Source organism: Bacillus sp. FSL M8-0350 (genome assembly GCF_038593345.1).
In the GTDB taxonomy this organism is placed as follows: Bacteria; Bacillota; Bacilli; order Bacillales; family Bacillaceae; genus Bacillus; species Bacillus safensis.
This window is the reverse complement of the sequence record NZ_CP151985.1, coordinates 1,093,425-1,108,170: the sequence shown is the minus strand read 5'-3', so window position 1 is coordinate 1,108,170 and position 14,746 is coordinate 1,093,425. Positions and strand designations below refer to the sequence as shown.

Annotated in this window: 9 protein-coding genes; 3 read left to right on the top strand and 6 right to left on the bottom strand. The window is 43.4% G+C overall.

Translation table 11 applies throughout. The annotated features are described in order from the left end of the window. Positions 1–24: 24 nt before the first annotated feature. From NSS80_RS05560 to NSS80_RS05550, 3 genes are all read left to right on the top strand, one after another. Positions 25–1,866 (top strand): bifunctional homocysteine S-methyltransferase/methylenetetrahydrofolate reductase, encoded by a 1,842-nt coding sequence (locus NSS80_RS05560; RefSeq protein ID WP_046310518.1) that lies wholly within the window; start codon positions 25–27, stop codon positions 1,864–1,866. Next, positions 1,850–5,278, top strand: coding sequence for a methionine synthase (gene metH / locus NSS80_RS05555; RefSeq protein WP_317222114.1), 3,429 nt, complete (start codon positions 1,850–1,852; stop codon positions 5,276–5,278). The genes NSS80_RS05560 and metH overlap by 17 nt, the downstream gene beginning before the upstream one ends. Positions 5,279–5,415: 137 nt before the next feature. Then, on the top strand, positions 5,416–6,276 hold the full coding sequence (locus NSS80_RS05550) for a GNAT family N-acetyltransferase (RefSeq protein ID WP_041117096.1): 861 nt from the start codon (positions 5,416–5,418) through the stop codon (positions 6,274–6,276). 43 nt (positions 6,277–6,319) lie between these two features. On the opposite strand, the gene NSS80_RS05545 is transcribed toward NSS80_RS05550, so the two are convergent. The 6 genes from NSS80_RS05545 to NSS80_RS05520 are packed head-to-tail and all read right to left on the bottom strand — an operon-like array spanning position 6,320 to position 14,621. After that, complete coding sequence (locus NSS80_RS05545; RefSeq protein WP_041117095.1) at positions 6,320–8,134, bottom strand: IucA/IucC family siderophore biosynthesis protein; 1,815 nt, start codon at positions 8,132–8,134, stop codon at positions 6,320–6,322. Positions 8,135–8,147: 13 nt separating this feature from the next. Then, on the bottom strand, positions 8,148–9,497 hold the full coding sequence (locus tag NSS80_RS05540; protein WP_041117094.1) for a lysine N(6)-hydroxylase/L-ornithine N(5)-oxygenase family protein: 1,350 nt from the start codon (positions 9,495–9,497) through the stop codon (positions 8,148–8,150). Further along, entirely contained in the window at positions 9,472–10,026 is a 555-nt protein-coding gene (locus NSS80_RS05535) for a GNAT family N-acetyltransferase (protein WP_041117093.1), read from the bottom strand. The genes NSS80_RS05540 and NSS80_RS05535 overlap by 26 nt, the downstream gene beginning before the upstream one ends. Next, positions 10,023–11,804, bottom strand: coding sequence for an IucA/IucC family protein (locus NSS80_RS05530; protein WP_041117092.1), 1,782 nt, complete (start codon positions 11,802–11,804; stop codon positions 10,023–10,025). The genes NSS80_RS05535 and NSS80_RS05530 overlap by 4 nt, the downstream gene beginning before the upstream one ends. After that, positions 11,801–13,288: an aspartate aminotransferase family protein gene (locus tag NSS80_RS05525; RefSeq protein ID WP_041117089.1), complete on the bottom strand. Its 1,488-nt coding sequence runs from the start codon at positions 13,286–13,288 to the stop codon at positions 11,801–11,803. The genes NSS80_RS05530 and NSS80_RS05525 overlap by 4 nt, the downstream gene beginning before the upstream one ends. Beyond that, positions 13,275–14,621: an aspartate aminotransferase family protein gene (locus tag NSS80_RS05520; RefSeq protein ID WP_024425084.1), complete on the bottom strand. Its 1,347-nt coding sequence runs from the start codon at positions 14,619–14,621 to the stop codon at positions 13,275–13,277. The genes NSS80_RS05525 and NSS80_RS05520 overlap by 14 nt, the downstream gene beginning before the upstream one ends. Positions 14,622–14,746 lie beyond the last annotated feature (125 nt).

Here is a 14,746-nt window from a genome sequence, read left to right as displayed (position 1 = left end):
TACATAGAAATAAGGAGGAATACAATGGGCCTATTACAAGACTTACAAAACCGCGTACTGATAGCTGACGGAGCGATGGGAACACTTTTATACTCTTACGGCATTGACCGCTGCTTTGAAGAATTAAATTTATCGAAAGAGGATGAAGTGAAACGCGTTCACGAGGCATATGTGCAGGCTGGCGCTGACATCATCCAAACGAACACATACGGCGCGAATTATATTAAACTATCCCGCTACGGCTTAGAGGAAGAAACGAAACGCATCAATACAAAAGCAGTACAAATTGCAAAAGCAGCCGCAGGCTCTGCTTATGTACTCGGAACAATTGGCGGCATTCGGACGTTTAACAAAAATGCCTACTCTATAGAAGAAATCAAACGAAGCTTTAGAGAGCAGCTGTACATCCTATTAAATGAAGAACCTGACGGATTGTTGCTTGAAACGTATTATGACATAGAAGAAGCAAAGGCTGTTCTCCAAATTGCCCGCAAAGAAACGACTCTTCCGATTGTCATGAACGTCTCTATGCATGAACAAGGCGTTTTGCAGGATGGTACCCCGCTGAAGGATGGTTTATCTGAGTTATCATCTCTTGGTGCAGATGTTGTCGGCATCAACTGCCGGCTGGGCCCTTATCACATGATTCAGGCACTAGAAGGCGTTCCACTTTTGGAAAATTCGCATTTATCTGTCTATCCTAACAGCAGTCTCCCCTCTCTTGAAGCAGGCAGACTCGTCTATGATACCGATAACGAGTATTTCCGAAAAAGTGCACTTGAATTTAGAAATCAGGGCGCACGTATTATCGGAGGCTGCTGCGGAACAACACCTCAGCATATTAGCGCAATGGCTGAAGCGGTCAAAGATTTAGCACCGATCACTGAAAAAGAAGTGAAGGTGTTAAAAGAAGAAATCATTTCCATCCAAGATCAGCGCACTGAGCCAGGTCTTGATGAGCTGGCTGTGAAAAAACGTTCGATTATCGTAGAGCTTGATCCGCCGAAGAAGCTGAACTTCGAAAAATTTCTCGTTGCTGCAAATGAATTAAAGGATGCTGGCATTGATGCATTGACGTTAGCCGATAATTCTCTTGCGACTCCGCGCATTAGCAATGTCGCTTGCGGCGCATTATTAAAGCAGCAACTCGATATGCGTTCTCTTGTTCATATCACATGCCGCGACCGTAATTTGATTGGCCTTCAATCTCATTTAATGGGGCTCGACACCCTTGGATTAACCGATATTTTAGCGATCACAGGCGATCCATCTAAAATTGGAGACTTCCCAGGCGCAACATCTGTCTATGATTTAACCTCCTTTGATTTGATTCGTCTCATCAAACAATTTAATGAAGGCCTTTCTTTCTCAGGAAAGCCCCTTGGCAAAAAGACCAATTTTTCAGTGGCTGGCGCGTTTAACCCAAATGTGCGCCATATTGATAAAGCAGTCAAACGTCTTGAGAAAAAAATCGAATACGGTGCTGATTATTTTATTTCTCAGCCTGTTTATTCTGAGGAACAGCTTGTGAAAATTCATGAGGAAAGCCGCCACTTGGATAAACCGATTTACATCGGCATTATGCCATTAACAAGCAGCCGAAACGCCGAGTTTATTCATCACGAAATTCCAGGCATCAAATTATCTGATTCTATTCGTGACATTATGGCCAAAGCTGGCGAGGATAAAGAAAAGCAGCGAGCAGAAGGCTTAGCGATTGCCCGCTCTTTATTAGATACAGCCTGCGAATTGTTTAATGGCATTTATTTAATTACTCCTTTCCTTCGATCAGATTTAACAGCAGAACTGACCACCTACATCCATCAGAAAGAAAAGGAGTCTAACGTCCATGTCAACTATCACTGAACAGCTCAAAAAACGCATCCTCGTGCTTGATGGGGCAATGGGCACAATGATTCAAAACGCCAGCCTGACAGCAGAGGACTTTGGCGGAGAAGAGTATGAGGGCTGTAACGAGTATTTGAATGTGACAGCCCCTCACATCATCTCTAAGATCCATAGGGAGTACCTCGAAGCAAATGCTGACCTCATTGAAACAAATACGTTCGGCGCGACAGAGCTCGTCCTTGATGAATATGGGCTTGGCCATCTTGCCTATGAACTCAATGTTCGAGCTGCGCAGCTGGCAAAGGCAGAAGCAGACCGTTTCTCCACACCGGAGCAGCCTCGTTTTGTTGTAGGCGCAATGGGCCCAACAACGAAAACATTATCTGTGACAGGAGGCACAACCTTCAGTGAGCTCGTCAGAAACTATGAAGAGCAGGCCCGCGCTCTGATTGACGGAAAGTGTGATGCCCTTCTTTTAGAAACAAGCCAAGATATGCTGAATGTAAAAGCTGGATTCAAAGGGATTCAAGAAGCCTTTCAGCAGACGGGCATTCAATTACCACTCATGGTATCAGGTACAATTGAACCGATGGGCACCACCCTTGCTGGCCAGGATATTGAAGCCTTTTATATCTCTCTTGAGCATATGAAACCCATCAGTGTGGGCCTGAACTGTGCGACTGGTCCAGAATTTATGACAGACCACATCCGCACGCTCTCCTCCATCGCAAAGTCAGCGGTGAGCTGCTATCCGAATGCTGGTCTCCCAGATGAAGAAGGCCAATATCATGAATCCCCTGCCTCTCTTGCGAAGAAAATCGCCGCCTTTGCTAAGGAAGGCTGGTTAAATATCGTCGGCGGCTGCTGCGGGACTACACCTGCGCATATTCAAGCATTGTCAGATGAAGTACGCACGCTTCAGCCGCGTCATATCAATCGCGAATCACCGCAGCATACCGTATCAGGAATTGAGCCCCTTATTTATGAGGATTCGATGCGTCCTCTTTTTGTAGGCGAACGGACAAATGTCATTGGTTCTCGCAAATTCAAACGGCTCATTGCGGAACAAAAGTTTGAAGAAGCAGCAGAAATTGCTCGTGCTCAAGTGAAAAATGGTGCTCACGTCGTTGATGTGTGTCTCGCCGACCCAGACCGTGATGAGGCAGCAGACATGGAAGGCTTTTTACAAGAAGCCATGAAAAAGGTGAAAGCCCCTTTTGTCATTGATTCAACGGACAAACACGTGATTGAAAAGGCACTCACCTATTCTCAAGGGAAAGCCATCATCAATTCCATCAACCTTGAGGATGGCGAGGAACGCTTTGAAGAGATTCTTCCTCTTGTGAAGCTATATGGCGGTGCACTTGTTGTTGGCACGATTGATGAAATAGGAATGGCCGTGACAGCAGAACGAAAGCTTGAAATTGCTGTACGTTCTCACGATTTGCTAACGAGGAAGTATGGAATTCCCGCAAGTGACATCATTTTTGATCCGCTTGTCTTTCCCGTAGGCACTGGAGACGAGCAATATATTGGCGCCGCTGAAGAAACAATCAAAGGCATTAAAATGATCAAGGAAACCCTGCCTGAGTGCCTCACTATTTTAGGCATCAGCAACGTATCTTTCGGACTTCCGCCTGTTGGCAGAGAAATCTTAAATGCCGTCTATTTGTATCACTGCGTGCAAGCAGGGCTTGACTATGCCATTGTCAATACAGAAAAGCTTGAACGCTTCGCTTCCATTCCAAAGGAAGAAATCAAACTAGCTGAAACCTTGCTTTATGAAACAAATGATCAAACACTAGCTGAATTCACCCAATTTTACCGCGGTAAAAAGAAAACGGAGAAAAAACCAAAGATCTCCTTATCACTTGATGAAAGGCTGGCGCTCTACGTCGTCGAGGGAACGAAAGAAGGTCTCATCGATGATCTAGCCCTTGCTTTGGAGCATTATGAATCGCCGCTTCATATCATCAATGGCCCGTTAATGCAGGGAATGGCTGAAGTTGGTCGTCTTTTTAATCAAAACGAACTGATCGTAGCCGAGGTACTCCAATCGGCAGAGGTCATGAAAGCATCTGTTTCGTTTCTTGAGCAATATATGGAAAAGCAGCATGCAAGCGGGAAAGGAAAGATTCTTCTTGCGACTGTAAAAGGAGATGTCCATGATATCGGGAAAAACCTTGTCGACATCATTTTGAGCAATAATGGCTTTCAAGTGGTCGACCTCGGCATCAAGGTGACACCTCAAACATTGATTGAAGCTGTGCAAAAGGAAAAACCAGATATGATTGGGTTATCAGGCTTACTTGTAAAGTCCGCACAGCAAATGGTACTAACCGCTCAGGATTTACAAAAAGCAAACATTTCTGTTCCTATTTTGGTCGGCGGTGCTGCCCTTTCTCGTAAATTTACAAAAATGAAAATTTCGCCTCATTATGATGGGCCTGTTCTTTACGCAAAAGATGCTATGGACGGACTGTCATTAGCCAATGAGTTAAAAGCAAATCCACTGCAATTTCAAACAAAGCCGCCAGAAGAGCCAGCGGCACCTATCAAGGAGAAAGAAGGAAAGCAGCCGAAAGCTGTCATTGAATTACTAGAAAAACGCGCATCTCTCCCGCAGGCACCGGTATTTACACCAGAAAATACCACACGCCATTATGTGAGGGACATCGATTTGCATCATATTATGCCTTATGTGAATGAACAAATGCTTATTGGTCATCATCTCGGCTTAAAGGGAAAGATCAAAACCTTATTAGCTGAAAAGCAGCCAAAAGCATTGGAATTAAAACAGCTTGTCACAGATCTTCTAAACGAAGGCAGAGAGAAAAACTGGTTTGCGCCAGCATTTGTGTATCAATTCTTCCCTGCCAGTTCAGACGGAAATGATTTGCATATTTATGATCCCGAAGAGTCTGACCGCATCATTGAAACGTTCCAATTTCCAAGGCAGGAGAAGCTCCCGTACCGCTCCATTTCTGATTATGTACGGAAAAGTAATGAAAACGAGAAAGATTATATTGCCTTATTCGCCGTCACAGCCGGCGCGCGTATACGCGAGGTCGCGCAGCAATTTAAGCAGGAAGGAGATTATTTAAAAATGCATGCTGTCCAAGCTCTGGCACTTGAGCTTGCAGAGGGATTAGCTGAAAGAGCCCACCAAGTGATTCGTGACAAATGGGGATTCCCTGACCCAGTCGATTTTACAATGGAAAAACGATTCCAAGCGAAATATCAAGGGCAGCGCTATTCCTTTGGTTATCCAGCGTGTCCAAATCTTGAGGATCAAGAAAAGCTGTTCAAGCTGCTTCAGCCTGAAAAAATCGGCATCCATCTCACAGAAGGATTCATGATGGAACCTGAAGCATCTGTTTCAGCGATCGTCGTTTCCCACCCTGAAGCTCGATATTTTAATGTTCATTAAGACTGGACCCTCCGTCATTGGGGGTTCTTCTTTTTTGATACACGCTGTGAGGAAAAGGATATCCCTTTTCCTTTTTCTTATGCCTTCATATGGTACGATACATATAGATGAAATCAGCTAAGAAGGAGTTGCGTGTATTGGAAAACGTTGTACAACGAACTTTAACACTTGATGACATACCCGATCTTATCGCATTGTCAAAAGAGGTCGACTGGCCTGATTACAATGCGGATGAGCTTACATCTCTTTTAACAAACGGATATTTTACAGGTTTTTCAACAACAGATGGACAAGTGATCTCATGTGCAGGACTTTTCCAATATGATAAAGCAGCATCAATTGGTGCCGTTATTGTATCTGAGACACATCGCGGCTTAGGCCTTGCACGGAAAATGATTGACACCCTGCTTCGCAGAAGCGATCAAAGTGTTCCTGTCGTTTTAACTGCTACTGTACAAGGACAGCCCGTTTACGAAAAAATCGGATTTCAAACGGCCGGCTATATTCATACATACAAAGCACAGACCACGAATCCTCCATCGGCTTTTCGTGTGTCAGGCGGGATTCACCTTTCTCCTGCTGATGAAACGGACCTGCCGTCTATTGAAGCACTTGACGAAAAAGGTGCAGGCACCAATCGATCAAGCTTTATAAGAAAGCGAATGGAACGAGCATCGTTCCGGCTGATCGCAAAGAATGAGCATCATGAAACAACTGGCTTTGCATTTGGCGTCGAAACCCCTGCTAATCTAATGATTGGACCGCTTACAGCAAACGATGAACAAACCGCTCTCTCGCTCATCCAATCACTCATCTCGTCTTATTCAGGGGCAATTCGTTTAGATATGCAGGAAGAAACTGCTGAACGCCTGCATGAAACACTTGTTGAAGCAGGATTTACGAAAACAAACGTAGCCCATTTTATGATGATTCGCGGGAAAGAAAAACTGAATGATCCCGCCCTTTTCTATTTTCTTGCCTCTCAAGCATTTTCTTAAAAAACAAACAAGCTGTAGACACTTAATGTCTACAGCTTTTCTATTACTTCTCCCCAACTGACGAAAGAACATGAGCGAGTGCATTTGTGACCTTCCCATGCTCTGATGCATGCGGGCGGTCATCACCATCTCCATAGCCATAATCAATCATTCGATTACGATTTAAGCAAAGCTTTGTCAGCTTCGGCTGGAATAGATCAAATAATTCAAAACGGTCTTTTAGCTGCGGAAATTGCTTTTGATACTGCTGAATTTCTTCCGCAAGCAAACGCCAAAGAGTCGTTTCATCTAACAGATTGTGATTGTCTAATACGTTGGATACATAACGCAGATTGCAAATAAATAATCCTGTAAAGATAAATTGTACTAGACCTTCTGGCGGCTCACTGCGCAGCACTTCTTTTAAATCTTCTTCTAATGAAGCTAATTCAGGCAGCGGCTGGTCACTTATATTCACATCATCAACGAAATCTTTGATCGCCAAACGATGCGGCTGATGATTTTTTAACACAAGAATTGTATTTTGCCCATGCGGTGAAAAGACTGTGCCGTATTGATACATAAAGTGCAGCAGCGGCGGCATCACGACATGGAAGAACTTCGCCATCCATTCTTTTGCTGAGAGACCTGATTTTTCAATCAGCTGCTTGATATACGGCTCACCTTCATGATCCTCGTAAGTAAGTGCCGCAAGTGTAACAGGGCTCTCCCCCTCTTCTAAGTACGTATAAATGCTTTCTCTAAAAATGACACCGAGCATCTCAAGATATTGATATGGCGCACCAGGCAGTTTGCTGTAGTATGGATGATCGACATTGATACTTGCATTCTCACCTGGTAAAATGACGCGGCACACATCAGATAAAAATGAGTCTTGATCGGCAATCCCTTTAATATGCGCTGTAATGCGCGGGGCAATGACCGTACGTTCTGATGGGAGTCCACGGTACACGAGCGTATTTAAAATACTCATTGGCAGTTTAATATGATGCTTGTCTTTATTTGAGATATTTGTAAAGGTTCTGATCGACTGCTGCGGGATATATTGATCCAGCCCCTCTCCCAAATACACAATCCGGCGCAAGGCCAAATCTTCAGGGAAATGCTGAATAATCATATGCGTCCACTGCCACTGATGGACAGGCATCATATAATAGTCAGCTGCATTCAGTCCTTCATCCTTTAACACACGCTGAAATTGACGAATCGTGACTTCATCTAATTCTTTGGCGATCACCTGCTCATAGTTTTCATGATCGACTGCATGGAATGTCGCAAGCTCTCTATGTACAGCAATCCAAGACAGCTGCACACATTCCTGCCGTTCTGGTGCATAGGCTAAGTAATCATCATAGCTGAATCCTATACGTCCTTTGTTATACACAATCCAAGGATGGCCTGTCATTTCTCCTTCAATCCATGCATAATCCGTATCTGTCAGTTCATCCGCACGAAGTGCTTTTTTCGACAGCAAATGGACATCGGCTAACAAAGTATGGTGAAGCTCTTTGATAAGATGGCCTGTTGTGTCAGAAGACATTGGAATGATCGGCTGAATGTCTAGTAAAAACACAATAGCACTGACATCCTTTAACCATTTTCCATCTTGACAGTACTCAATTGATTCAGCGATTGTATCAAAACTATCAAACAACCGAGGTTTTGCCAGATAACGATATTTCTTATGTTCGTGAATGATTAATTCATACTGCGCGATGCCATCCTTACAATCCAGCTCAACAGGATGAAGCATGTCCTCATACATATATTCAGACAGCATTTTAGCCACCATTCGCTGGTTTGCCTTTTTCCAAGCAGCAGGATTCACCGCTTTTTTCAATTCATCTTGTACACTCATCGCTTCATCCTCCTTATCCTTTCATTTCTTCAAATGTGTGTGCGTTCTTGTGTGTACCGAATGTCTGGAAGACGTGCTTTTGATAAAGTGGATACACAGTTTGACGAGCCAGTTCATTGATGATCACACTGTTTCGATAAGCCCCCAGTCCCAAATCTGGAGCGCCGACTCCATGTGTATGAAGCTCTGCATTTTGTACAAAAATATCATTTTCACCCATCGTATTTGTTTTCAAACGATATTCACGTTCAACTTGGAATCTCCCTTGATCATCCCATTGAATGTGATGAGAAATAGGGTTGATAAATGGCGGCAGAACGGATTGATAGCCAGTCGCCAATACGACAATATCCGTCTCATGTGTAAAGGATTCTTCCTTGACCCATTGCGTGCATGAAAGTGATAACCCGCCCGCTGTTTCCTCAATCAAGTTGACCTCTGTCATGGCTTGAAGCACTGTGTTCAGCTGGTTTCCGCAGGCAGAACGTTCATAAAGCAAATGATAAATATCACGAATCATCGCCGAACTGATACCTTTATACAGCAAGTCTTGCTGTTTTAATAACGCATCCTTTTTGGCTTGCGGAAGCTCATAAAAGAAATCAATATAGTCAGGGGAGAAATACTCAAGTCCAAGGTTTGAATATTCCATTGGGAAAAATCCTTTTGATCGTGTAAACCAGTGAATATCCTTTGCCTCATCATCTGATAAAATGTCATAAAACACTTCTGCCGCACTTTGACCAGAGCCGATAACTGTTACAGATTTCCCTTTGAAACAGCCTTCTTTTTTTCGTTTTAAATAGTCAGCTGAGTGAAAAACCTTCTCTCCTAAAGCTGGCTGGAGCGATGCGGGTATCGCCGGCTGCGTGCCAATTCCTAAGACGAGATGTTTGCTTTCAAACACCTCTACAGTTTGGTCCTTTACATGACGGACATGCACTTCATAGCGCTTTTCCCCTGCCTTTTCAATCAGTGAGACAGATTCGACGTTCATGCCAAATCGGCAGGAATCTAACTGGTCAGCGACCCAGCGGCAATAATGACTGTATTCCTTGCGCGGGATATGGAAGTCCTCTAGAAAGTAAAATGAATACAAACGGTTTTGTTCCTGCAAATAGTTGAGAAAGCTATATTTGCTTTTCACATCTGCCATGCTGACAAGGTCCGCTAAAAATGGGACTTGCAGTGTTGTCCCTTCAATGAGCATCCCTGGGTGCCAGTGAAAGGCTTCACTTCTTTCAAAAAACAAAGCGTTGATTTCATTTACCTCTTCAGATAATGCGGCAAGCCCCAGGTTAAACGGGCCAATGCCGATCCCTATTACATCCACTACATTATTTTGCTTGTTGAACCGCGTCATGGTTATACTTCCTTTCGAATCGTTCTCGATCACAAAACATCAAAAGACCTGTTTTGTCGGGTAAAGTAACTGGTTTTACACGTTCGAAGCCGCATTTTTCAAATACATGAATCATTTTTTCATTGCGAATATCCGGCTCAGCAACGATTTTTTCTGTTCGTTTGTTCTGCTCAAATTGAAATGCTGTCATTGCCTGAAGGAGCGGCGCAGCAAATCCTTTTCCCACATAATTCGGCTCCCCTATTAACAGGTGGATGCCTTGATCATGCGGAGAAGGCTCATAGTAGGATTCAATGATATCCCCTTTCACGTTATAAGCCTCAAAATAACTCATTGGCGTCCCATCAATCGTGCCTAAATAAAGGGTTTGATGCGGATCATGTATGGCCTGATAAAAATGCTTTTCAAAAGCAGGAAACGGAATATTCAAATGCCAAAATGGGTGAACGTACTCTTCTTGCATCCACTTATGGACAAGCTGAACGTCTCTTTCATATTCAGCGCGAATAAACCTAATACGTTGCCTCATCCAATCAGCGCCTCCTTATGTAAAAAGAGCGGATTCAAGACAGCCGTGTAACGAGATTGTGTTTCCAGAGATCCAGTCAGCTCATCCATATCTTCAAATCGTGTCAGCAAATTCGCTTTTGAAGGAAGTTCTTTTGAGCGGAGAAGGCTGTTAGTCAGATCAGATGCTCCGTACGTCTCCTCATGAGCGAGCAATGTATCTCTCACGAGTGCCAGCAAGTCTTCTTCCTTTGCTAATCCTTCCGTGCCAAAGCCATTAATGAGACCAAATAAATGATTAAAGAAGAAATAATAACGGAGTCTCTCAACGGCTACATCATCCGCACAAATGGTTTCACTTCTTACGCTCAAGTTTTGAACTAGATTCGCGAGCTTATCCTTTTTCGATTCACTATAATAGTAGCCTTGGTTGTCACGGTAATAGAAGGTCTCTGGATAACCATCCTTCATTTGCACAACAGCATTTTGCTGATGGGCCTCGAGTGCAAGACCATACGTTTCAAACAGCCAGAGCATCGGCTTTAACGAAATAGTCAAATATTGTTTAAACCAATCTTGGCTGACCGCTTCTGTTGACCGGCCTTCTGCGCCTGCAAGTTTATGAATAATTCCTGCTAATCTCGATTTTCCTCCATACGCATGATCCTGACACAGCCCAGCAATTAAGCTTGCGCCTTTTTCACGATGCAAGAATGGATTTTGACGAATGACCACTTCAAAGCCAGATTCCGTTTCATCTCCTCGAATAGAGAGATATGCAGGATCTTCAATGACCCGGAATCCAGAGAATTTTTCATATAAAGAAACGCCTAATTCTGTTTTTAGGATGCGGGACATCTCTACTCCTCGATCCAGTTCCTTTTGTTTATTGATGCGTAACGAGTTTGTAATTTTCACAGGAACAGAGAATTTGAGCATGTAAGCAGAATCCTTTTGATAGACCGTTCTAAAGGATGAGGTCGCTGTGTATTCAGACCCGAGCGATCCTAAATAAGTCAGTTTCCCCTCCTCTATATAACGCTTCACGAATGCCTTCTCCATGACCACTTTGACTTGCAGCGGATGAATCGGAATGAGCACATATTCTCCGTTTTCTGTTAACCTATTCAGCCTCTCTGTTTCTTCTGGCACCTGACGCGAAAGCTCTTCTAACATGAGGCTTGCCGCAGATTGTGAAATAGACGAATCCTGAAGCACAATCGAATGGTGCGCTTTAAAGTAATGAAGCTGGAAAGCTCCTTTCAGCTCAGGAGAATAGACGGCTTCCTCTTCTTCTGTCATCCCTTGTCTGCTTTTTGGTGTAGGATGTGTTAAATGTCCAAGGAGAAGTGACTGCTCAGCCTCGATGTACTCAAAATCAGCTTGAGATAAAGCAGCTTGATCACTTTCTCTCTCCTTTAAGAATCGTTCAATATTTCGGCAGCTTAAAATGATGCGAAGCATGAATTCATCCTCTGCATCTGTGCGGCCATATGCAATGAGAAGCTCCTTTGAACATAAAGCAACAAGTGTCGTGTAATCGACGACCGTTCCCTCTTTTTCGCTGCCACTTGGACGAAAGCGAATCGGAAAATCAAAGAGATGGCGGCCTACAGATGAAAAATATCGGATCGGAATCACAAGCTCAAGGTCTTGCTTTGCTAGTTTTGCCACGAATACAAGCGAACCATCTGCTTTCGTCTCTTTTTTTGCAGATCGATCGATTCCTGTTTCACGTAAAAAACAGTTTAAAAAGCTTTGCATAGTTGCATTTTCAGCCATTTGTTTATATTGACTCAACGTAGTACCCTCCCGGATTGAATATGAGCGATCCCGATATCAACGATGTCAGAAAGGATTTCCTCAATATGTGTGATTGTCGTTCTCGGATTTAACAAAGTGAATTTTAAGCATGTTTGACCATCCACCACTGTTTTCGCAATGACAGCAGTTCCTGATTTGAATAACGTTCGATGGATGATTCTATTGATGTCATCCGCCCCCTTAAATCGAAACACAACTGCATTGATTTCTGGTTCAGGATTGATCACTTCAAGGTGATCATTTCTCTCGATAAGCGCAGCCACATCCTTCGCAAAATCAATGGTATGGTCAATAATGTCACCAAACCCTTCCTCCCCAATCAGACGAAGAGAAAGAAGCAATTTCAGTGCGTCGAACCGGCGCGTCGTTTGGACAGATTTATGGACAAGATGTAGTATTCCATCCAGTTCATCTTCTTTTGGATTAAGATAATCTGCATGATAATTGATCAAGCCGAAATGTCTCTTATCCTTCAGCAAAAATGCCCCGCAAGAGATCGGCTGATAAAATTGTTTATGAAAGTCAATCGTGATGGAATCAGCAAGCTCAACACCGTCTAATTTATCTCGATAGTTTTCACTTAATACAAGCGCTCCACCATAGGCAGCATCTGCATGAATCCACAGACCATATGGCTTGACGATGTCATACACCTCTCGAACCGGGTCAATACTGCCAAAATCAGTTGTCCCGCAAGTCGCCACTACCGCAAAAGGCAGGAGATCCTGTTCCTTTAACTCAACAAGTTTCTTCTTCAAATCGTTGAGGTCCATGCGGTGATGCTCATCTGTCTCTACTAGAACAACTGCCTGCTCCCCTAAGCCTAGCTGGGATGCAGATTTTTTCACAGTGAAGTGAGCATTCTTAGAGCAAAGAATTCTCATGCGGTGAGCCTCACTCGGCAAGCCTTTCTGCTGAACATTCCATTGCCATGTGTTTTCACAAAATGCATCTCTTGCAAGAAGCAGTCCCATGTAGTTAGATTGGGTGCCACCGCTCGTAAATGTCCCATCTGCTAGATTTCCATAAGAAAACTTCGCACATAGCCACTTTAAAATTTCCTCCTCAACCAAAGATGCAATACCGCTTTGATCGAAGGAATCCATTGATTGGTTAAAGGAGCTTACCATCACCTCTGCGGCAAGAGCAGGTATGAGCGGCGGGCAATGCAAATGTGCCAAGCATTTAGGATGCGATACATCAACAAGATGCGGCAAAAGATGCTGCTTTATATCTTGAAAGACAGATTCCATTGATTCGCCAGACGGTTGAAACTGAAATAAGGATTCGACACTAGCCGCTAATTTCCCAGGCAATATTCCGCTGTATGGTCCCTGGTCTTTTTGCCACTGATCCAGTAAGCTGTCGATAGATGTATGAAGAGCCGCTCGGAAGGACTCTCTTCCAAGCTGGCTTTGATTGATAAATAATGAATCCACATTAGCTTTAGTTGATTGCATCGTAAACGGCCTCTTTGAAAATGGCGATGACTTGTTCAAGCTGTTCTTCTGTCATGATCAATGGCGGTAAGAATCGAATGACGCTACCGAAACGGCCTCCTGTCTCTACAATTAAGCCTTTGTCGAAGCAATTCTTTTGAATGAGACTTGCTAGCTCAGGATTTGCTGGATAACTTCCATCCACATCCTGCTTTTCATTTGGATTGACAATTTCAGCACCAATCATTAATCCTCTTCCTCGAACATCACCGATAGCAGGTACATTTTTTTGAATGTCTTTTAAATAAGCCTGCATGCGATTCCCTAATTGGTCTACATGATCTAGCAGATTGGTTTCTTTTATAAATTTAAGCGTAGCAGTTCCTGCAGCCATCGCCATTTGATTTCCTCTAAATGTGCCAATGTGTGCACCTGGATTCCATTGATCCAAATCTTGATCATAAATCACAACTGAAAGCGGCAGGCTTCCACCAATGGCTTTAGATAATACAATAACGTCTGGCACAATTCCTGCATGTTCAAAGGCAAACATCTTACCTGTTCGGCCAATGCCTGATTGAACCTCATCGATAATGAGCGGAATGCCTTTTTCTTTTGTGATTCTTCTCATTTCTTTTATCCATTCAATAGATGCTGGAATTGAGCCTCCCTCACCTTGCACAGCTTCAAAGATCATACCTGCTGGCGGAAGAATACCACTTTCAGGATCATTTAATACACGCTCAATATAAGAACTGGAAATACGGTGTGAATCTTTACCGCCAATGCCAAATGGGCAGCGATATTCATATGGATAAGGCATGAAATGCACATCTGGAATTAACCCTTGCACTCTTTCCTTTGGAGACAAATTTCCGCTTAATGACATCGTGCCATGTGTCGCACCGTGATAAGCACCGTGGAAAGAAAGAATGGAACGATTACCTGTCGCTGTCTTGACTAATTTAATCGCAGCTTCTATGGCATCACCGCCAGTTGGTCCACAAAATTGAATTTTTGCTCTCTTTGCAAACTCTTCTGGCAGGTGAGAAAAAATTTCATTCACAAACTCTTCTTTAATTTCTGAGGTTATGTCCAACGTATGCAATGGTCTTTTTTCATGAAGCATACGTTCAATAGCTTCTATAACAACCGGATGATTGTGACCAAGTGCAAGTGTTCCTGCGCCTGCCAGACAGTCATAAAACTCTCTGCCATCTGCATCTGTCACGATCATACCCTCGGCTTTTTGCATGGCTAATGGGAACCGTCTCGGGTAAGACCTTGCATTAGATTCTCTTTGACTTTGCTGCTCTAAAAATTGCTGATTTTTAGAAACGGTTTTGATGGACATAATAAAACACTCCTCCAATTGATAAAGATTATCATTTTCATTTATTAGCCTAGAGGATGTGAGATAGGAAAGTCAATTGTATTCAAAAAGATGATTCAAAAAGCATATGAATGCAATATTCTCTT

Coding starts and splice junctions, on each gene's coding strand:
- NSS80_RS05560 (WP_046310518.1), top strand. CDS start 25: ATGGGCCTATTACAAGACTTACAAAACCGCGTACTGATAGCTGACGGA.
- metH (WP_317222114.1), top strand. CDS start 1,850: ATGTCAACTATCACTGAACAGCTCAAAAAACGCATCCTCGTGCTTGAT.
- NSS80_RS05545 (WP_041117095.1), bottom strand. CDS start 8,134: ATGAGTGTACAAGATGAATTGAAAAAAGCGGTGAATCCTGCTGCTTGG.
- NSS80_RS05540 (WP_041117094.1), bottom strand. CDS start 9,497: ATGACGCGGTTCAACAAGCAAAATAATGTAGTGGATGTAATAGGGATC.
- NSS80_RS05535 (WP_041117093.1), bottom strand. CDS start 10,026: ATGAGGCAACGTATTAGGTTTATTCGCGCTGAATATGAAAGAGACGTT.
- NSS80_RS05525 (WP_041117089.1), bottom strand. CDS start 13,288: ATGCAATCAACTAAAGCTAATGTGGATTCATTATTTATCAATCAAAGC.
- NSS80_RS05520 (WP_024425084.1), bottom strand. CDS start 14,621: ATGTCCATCAAAACCGTTTCTAAAAATCAGCAATTTTTAGAGCAGCAA.